Here is a 6,212-nt window from a genome sequence, read left to right as displayed (position 1 = left end):
CAGCGAACGCTCCCCGAGCACAGCGAACGCTCCCTGAGCTTGTCGAAGGGCCCGGGACGGGTTGGCGTGCGCGGCGAACGCTTCTCCAGCGAACGCTCCCTTCGACAGGCTCAGGGGGCGTGAACCGGGTCGCTCCTCGGTCGCGGCGCGCTCGGTGCGCGGCGGTCCCTACCCTGAACCGGTGGTCGTGGACGTGGTGGGGCTGCCCGCCGTCGGGTGGTCCGGGCTCGGGGAGGCCGAGCGGGCGCTCGTGACCGCGGCGGAGGTGCTCCTCGGGGCGCCACGTCACCTGGGGCTCGTGCCCGAGGTCGACGGCCAGGAGCGGCACGCGTGGCCGAGCCCGCTGCGGCCGCAGCTGCCCGCCTTCCTCGAGGCGTACGCCGGACGCCGCGTCGTCGCGCTGGCCAGCGGCGACCCGCTCGTGGCCGGCATCGGCTCGACGCTCGTCGACCTCCTCGGGCCCGACGCGGTGCGCGTCCACCCCGCGGTCTCCTCGGTCGCCCTGGCCGGGGCGCGCATGGGCTGGGACGCGGCGACGTTCGAGGTGGTCCGCATCGCGTCCGAGGGCGCGCAGGAGGTCTGGCCGCTGCTGGCGCCCGGCCGGCGCCTGGTCGCGCTCAGCCGGGACGCGCGCACCCCCGCCGCGGTCGCGCAGGTGCTCGTGGACGCGGGCTTCGGCCTGAGCGTCGTCACGGTGCTTGCCGACCTCGGGACGCCCGCGGAGACGCGGCAGGAGGTGCTGGCCGCGACCGGGGTCGAGGGCGACGTGCCCGCGCTCAACGTGGTCTGCGTCGCCTGCGCGACCGACCAGCCCGAGGCGGACGGGTCGCCCGTGCCCGGGCTGCCGGACGACGCGTACGAGCACGACGGCCAGCTGTCCAAGCGCGTCGTCCGCGCCGCCGCCCTCGCCCACCTGCGGCCCGCGTCCGGGGACCTGCTGTGGGACCTGGGCGCCGGCGCGGGTTCGGTCGGCATCGAGTGGTGCCGCGCCGTGGCCGGTGCGCGGGCGATCGCGGTCGAGCGCGACGGGGAACGGGCCGCCCGGATCACCCGCAACGCCCGCCACCTCGGCGTGCCAGGCCTCCAGGTGATCAGTGGCGTGAACGCCGACGCCCTCACCTGGCTCCCCGCCCCGGACGCCGTGTTCGTCGGCGGCGGCGCCGACACCGGCCTGCTCCATACCGTGCTCGCCATGCTCCGGCCGGGCGGACGGCTCGTCGTCCACGCCGTCACCGTCGAGACCGAGGCGCTGCTGCTCGACCTCCAGGCCACCCTCGGCGGCGAGCTCACCCGGCTCTCGGTCGAGACCCTCGGCCCGCTTGGACGGTTCCGCGGCTGGGTGCCCGCCAGGCCCGTGGTCCAGTGGAGCCTCGTCACCGCTGCGGCCGGACGGGGCGACGAGCCGTCGCAGGAGGAGGAGACGGCCCGGTGACCGTGCACTTCATCGGGGCCGGTCCGGGCGCGGCCGACCTCCTGACCCTCCGCGCGGTCAGGCTCCTCGAGGCTTCGCCCGTCTGCCTCTACGCCGGCACCTACCTCGACGAGGCCGTCCTCGCGCACTGCCCGCCCGGTGCGACCCTCGTCGACACGCAGCACCTCGACCTCGACCGGATCACCGCGCACCTCGTCGCCGCGCACGAGGCCGGCCACGACGTCGCCCGTCTCTGCTCCGGCGACCCGTCGCTCTACTCGGCCCTCGCCGAGCAGACCCGCCGCCTCGACGACTCCGGCGTGCCGTGGGACGTCACCCCCGGCGTCCCCGCGTACGCCGCCGCCGCCGCGATCGTGGGCCGCGAGCTCACGGTTCCGGAGGTCGCCCAGTCCGTGGTTCTCACCCGCGCCCAGGCCGCCTCCACCGCGATGCCGGACACGGAGGCGCTCAGCGCCTTCGCCGCCACCCGGGCCACCCTCGTCCTGCACCTGGCCGTGCGTCGGACCCGCGAGCTCGCCGCGAGCCTCGTCGACGCGTACGGCGCCGACTGCCCCGTCGTGGTCGTCGGCAACGCCTCGCAGCCGACCGAGACGGTTCTGGAGGGCACCCTCGCCGACATCGGCGGCGCCGTCGAGGCTGCGGACCTCCGCCAGGCCGCCGTGATCATGGTCGGGCGGGCGTTGGCCGCGCGCTCCTTCCCCGAGTCCCACCTCTACGACAGCCACCGTCCCCGAGGGGCCGAGCGGGAGCAGACAGCGGCCCCGGGACCAGGAGCCGACACCGACGCAGCGACGAGCGGCGGGTGACCCCGACGGCAGCAGGGACGACAACCACGAGCAAGCACCAGTGACCATCGACTCACCCGGGTTCTGGGACACGCTGTGGGCGCTGGTTCCGCTCGGTCTGGCGGGGGCGTTCAGCTGGCTGCCGGTGACCGGGGTCGTCGTGCTGCTCGTGGCGGGCACCGGCATGCGCCGGGTGTGGGCGTTCGTCGTCGGGCGGGTGTTCGGCCTGGCGCTGATCACGGTCGCGTTCGTCGCCGGGGCGCGGGCGCTGCCGGCGCCGCGCTCGGTCGGGCTGCCGGAGGGGCCGCTGGTCGCCGGCGCGGAGGTGTTCGCCGGGATCGCGCTCGTGGCCGTCGGCGCGCTCACCTTCCTCCGCCGCGACCGCGAACGGTCGCGGGCCGAGTCGGCGTGGCAGCGGCGGATGGGTGAGGCGTCCCTCCCGGCGGTGTTCCTCACCAGCGTGGTGGTCGACCTCCAGCCCAAGGGTCTCGTCCTCGGGCTGTCGTCCGGCGTGGTCCTCCGGGCCGGCTCGATGCCGTTCGTCGAGGCGGTGGTCGCGGTCGTGCTCTACCTGGCGCTCGCCGCCTCGTCGGTGCTGGTCCCGGTGGTCGCGACGTACGCCGCCCCGGTCCGGACACGTCGCTGGCTGCGCGCGACGCAGGCCTGGCTCGAGCGCAACGGTTCGGTCCTCACCGCCGCGGTCCTGGCCCTCGTCGGCGTCGTGCTCGTGGTCGACGGGCTCGGCCGCTTCTGAGGTCTGGGGCGTGGGGCCGGTTCAGGCCGTGCTGCGCGGGGTCCAGACCTGGCCGGCGGCGCTCACGCGGGTGGCGCTGCTGCCGATGACCAGCAGGGTCTTCATGTCGACGCTCGCCGGGTCGAGCGCCCCGAGCGTCGTGACGAGCACGCTCTCCTCCGCCCGGCCGACGTCGCGGCCGACGACGACCACGGTCTCGGGTCCGCGGACCTGCAGCAGCAGGTCGCGCGCGGCGGCGACCTGCCAGGTGCGGCTGCGCGACGCCGGGTTGTAGAGGGCGAGCACGAGGTCGGCGTCGGCGGCCGCGCGGAGACGGCGCTCGACGAGCTCCCACGGCTTCAGCCGGTCCGACAGCGACAGCACGGCGTAGTCCGCGCCCAGCGGGGCCCCCGCCCGGGCCGCCACGGCCTGCGCCGCGGTGAGGCCGGGCAGCACCTCGACGGTCACGTCCGGGAACTCGTCGGCCACCTCGTACGCCGCCGCCGCCATCCCGAAGACTCCCGCGTCGCCGCCGGAGACGATCGCCACCCGGGCGCCGTCGGCGGCCAGGCGGAAGGCGTCGCGGGCCCGGTCGACCTCGACGGTGTTGCCGGTCGCGTGCAGCGTGAGGCCCGGACGGGGCGGGACGCGCTCGACGTAGGGCCCGTAGCCCACGACGTGCTCCACCTCGGCCAGCGCGGCGGCGACCTCGGGCGTCACCCAGCGGTCCGGGCCGGGTCCGAGGCCGACGACGAGCAGGTGCCCCCGCGCCACGGGTCGCGGGGCCGCCTCCTCGGCACCGTCGACCGGCAGGCTCGCCGCGCGCGACGCGGAGTCGGCCCGGCGGTCGGGCCCGGGGACGAGGACCATCGCGAAGTAGGGCACCTGGGCCGGGTCGACCTCGCTGATCGGCACCACGCGCTGCGCCTCGGTGCTCGCGCGCTCGACGTAGAGCGCGTCGTCGAGGCGGCCGGCCTGGCGCAGGGCGTCGAGGACGCCCGCGAACGTGCGGCCGAGCTTCATGATCGCGGCGGCGTCGGTGGTCGCGAGACGGCGGGCGAGCTCGGGCACCGGAAGGGTGCCGGGCAGCACGGTGAGCACGTCCTCGTGGCGCGAGACCGGGGTGGCGAGGGCGGCGGTGGACGCGCTCACCGCGGTCACACCGGGTACGACTGCGCAGGCGTAGCGGTCGGCGAGCCGGTCGTGGAGGTAGGAGTACGAGCTGTAGAACATCGGGTCGCCCTCGGCGAGCACGACCACGTCGCGGCCCGCGTCGAGGTGGGCGGCCAGCCGCGCGGCGGACGCGTCGTAGAAGTCGCTCACCGCGCCGTAGTAGCCGAGCGGGTGGTCCGTCGTCCCGGTGGTGACCGGGTAGACGAGCAGCTCCTCGACCGCGTCGGGGCGCACGAGGTCGCCCGCGATGCTGCGTGCGATCGAGCGCCCGGCGGTGCCGGAGTGGTAGGCCACGACGTCGGCGGCGGCGATGAGCCGGGCCCCCTTGCGGGTGATCAGCTCGGGGTCGCCGGGGCCGACGCCCACGCCCCACAGCCGCCCGGTGCGGTGGTCGCTCACGCCAGCTCGTCCTCGGTGGCCAGCGCGTTCACCGCGGCCACGCAGAGCGCCGAACCGCCGCGGCGCCCGTGCACGACCAGGTACGGCAGGTCGTACGGGTTGGCGGCGAGCGCCTCCTTGGACTCCGCCGAGCCGATGAACCCGACGGGGATGCCGAGCACGGCCGCCGGCCGCGGTCCGCCGTCGGCGACGATCTCGAGCAGGTGGAACAGCGCGGTCGGCGCGTTACCGATGGCCACCACCGCCCCCTCCAGGGCGTCGCCCCAGAGCGACACGGCCGCGGCGGAGCGCGTCGTGCCCCAGGCCCGGGCGAGCTCCGTGGTGCGGGGGTCGCCGAGCAGGCAGCGCACGTCGTTCCCCGCCGGCAGGCGTCGCCGCGTCACGCCGGAGGCGATCATCTGCGCGTCGGTGAGCACGGGCGCGCCGGCCCGCAGGGCGCCGCGGGCGGCCTCGACCAGGCGCGGGTGGAAGTCCAGGTCGGCGACCAGGCCGGTGTCACCGGCGGCGTGGACCATCCGCACCGCGACGACCGACTCCTCCGGGGTGAAGCGCGTGAGGTCGGTCTCGGCGCGGATCGTGGCGAAGGAGTCGCGGTAGATCGCCTGCGGGTCCGACGCGTACGCGTACCGGCGCGTAGGGGCGGCGGGGGCCGCGACCGGCGCCGTGGCCTCGTCAGCGAAGACGGAGTCGACGGCCGGCTCAGGCACGGGCCAGCACGAGCTCGGCGAGGTCGATCCGGGTGGGCGCGACGAGGTCGGTGTGGGGGACGGTCGGGGCGCCGCAGCGCCGCTCGCAGCCGCTGAGGTGGGTGCGGTCGCCCGGGCCGCCGGCGCGGACGAGCTGGGCGGCGAGGGCGCGGGTGTCGGAGCGGCCGTTCGTGCACCAGGGGGCGCCGACGCAGGCGCTGACGAGGTTCCAGGCGTTGTCGGGGTCGGTCACGAGCCCGACCGCCTCGAGCGCGGCGCGGTCGCCGGCCGCGTCGGGCAGGACGAGGCTGCGCCACGGCGTGACGACGACGGGTCCGCCGTCCGCGACGGCGTGCACTGCCTCGACCTGCGCCGGGCTGAGCATCCCCAGCGGCACGTCGACGACCAGGTGCGGCCCAGCCGGGCCGGCGGGGCGCGGCGTCGAGGGCGTACGGAGGTCGCTCTCGGTCTTCTCGTCGGACAGCGGCGCGTCGAGCTGGCGCACGTGCCAGGCGTCGCCGCGGCGCTCCGCGAAGCGCAGCGCGAGCGCGACGAGGGTGTCCGCCGCCTTGGAGAGGCGCACGGGGCGGACCCGCCGACGTTCCCCGAGGAGCAGCTCGCCGCGCTCGGCGTCGAGGGCGCGGTAGCCGAGGTCGCAGCCCAGCCCGGCCACGTCGCCGCGGCCGTCGTCGAGCACGAAGAGGAAACGGCCCGGCAGGTCGGCCAGGCGGGGCTCGGCGACGAGGGCCCGGTCGAGCTCGGCCACCAGCGGACGCAGGTCGGCGCGGCCGCCGAGGAGCCCGGTCAGGGGCGAGGCGACGACGTTGCGGACCCGTTCGTGGGCCGCCGAGGGCAGGAAGCCGGCGCGGGCGACCCCGTCCTCGAAGGGCTCGGGCACCGCCGCGGGCAGCCCGCGGACCTGGACGCTGCCGCGCGAGGTCAGCTGGAGCAGGCCGCTGCCGTACGCCTCCGCCAGCCGGCTCAGCGCGAGGAGCGCGCCGCTG

Annotated in this window: 6 protein-coding genes; 3 read left to right on the top strand and 3 right to left on the bottom strand. The window is 76.7% G+C overall.

The window, feature by feature from the left end; all coding sequences use genetic code 11:
• Positions 1 to 181 precede the first annotated feature (181 nt).
• From cbiE to BMY04_RS22105, 3 genes are read left to right on the top strand one after another with little or no spacing between them, the layout of a single operon-like run.
• Positions 182 to 1,432 (top strand): precorrin-6y C5,15-methyltransferase (decarboxylating) subunit CbiE, encoded by a 1,251-nt coding sequence (cbiE, locus tag BMY04_RS22115; protein WP_091187265.1) that lies wholly within the window; start codon positions 182 to 184, stop codon positions 1,430 to 1,432.
• Positions 1,429 to 2,238 carry a cobalt-precorrin-4/precorrin-4 C(11)-methyltransferase gene (locus BMY04_RS22110; protein ID WP_091187262.1) on the top strand — a complete coding sequence of 270 codons (810 nt, stop codon included), beginning with the start codon at positions 1,429 to 1,431 and terminating at the stop codon, positions 2,236 to 2,238. Before cbiE ends, BMY04_RS22110 begins: the two co-directional genes overlap by 4 nt.
• A 40-nt stretch (positions 2,239 to 2,278) precedes the next feature.
• A complete protein-coding gene (locus BMY04_RS22105; protein ID WP_091187259.1) occupies positions 2,279 to 2,971 on the top strand; it encodes a GAP family protein in 693 nt (230 codons plus the stop codon).
• 21 nt (positions 2,972 to 2,992) lie between these two features.
• Here the strand turns inward: BMY04_RS22105 and BMY04_RS22100 are convergent, their stop codons facing one another.
• From BMY04_RS22100 to BMY04_RS22090, 3 genes are all read right to left on the bottom strand, one after another.
• Entirely contained in the window at positions 2,993 to 4,522 is a 1,530-nt protein-coding gene (locus BMY04_RS22100) for a precorrin-2 C(20)-methyltransferase (RefSeq protein ID WP_091187255.1), read from the bottom strand.
• Entirely contained in the window at positions 4,519 to 5,229 is a 711-nt protein-coding gene (locus BMY04_RS22095) for a precorrin-8X methylmutase (RefSeq protein WP_091187252.1), read from the bottom strand. Before BMY04_RS22095 ends, BMY04_RS22100 begins: the two co-directional genes overlap by 4 nt.
• Positions 5,222 to 6,212: cobalamin biosynthesis protein CobG (locus tag BMY04_RS22090; protein ID WP_139210113.1), on the bottom strand; the 991-nt coding region annotated here is incomplete at its 5' end. The genes BMY04_RS22090 and BMY04_RS22095, both read right to left, overlap by 8 nt.

The sequence above is a fragment of the Microlunatus flavus genome, assembly GCF_900110855.1.
Lineage (GTDB): Bacteria > Actinomycetota > Actinomycetes > Propionibacteriales > Propionibacteriaceae > Microlunatus > Microlunatus flavus.
This window is presented reverse-complemented; position numbering and strand designations above follow the sequence as displayed.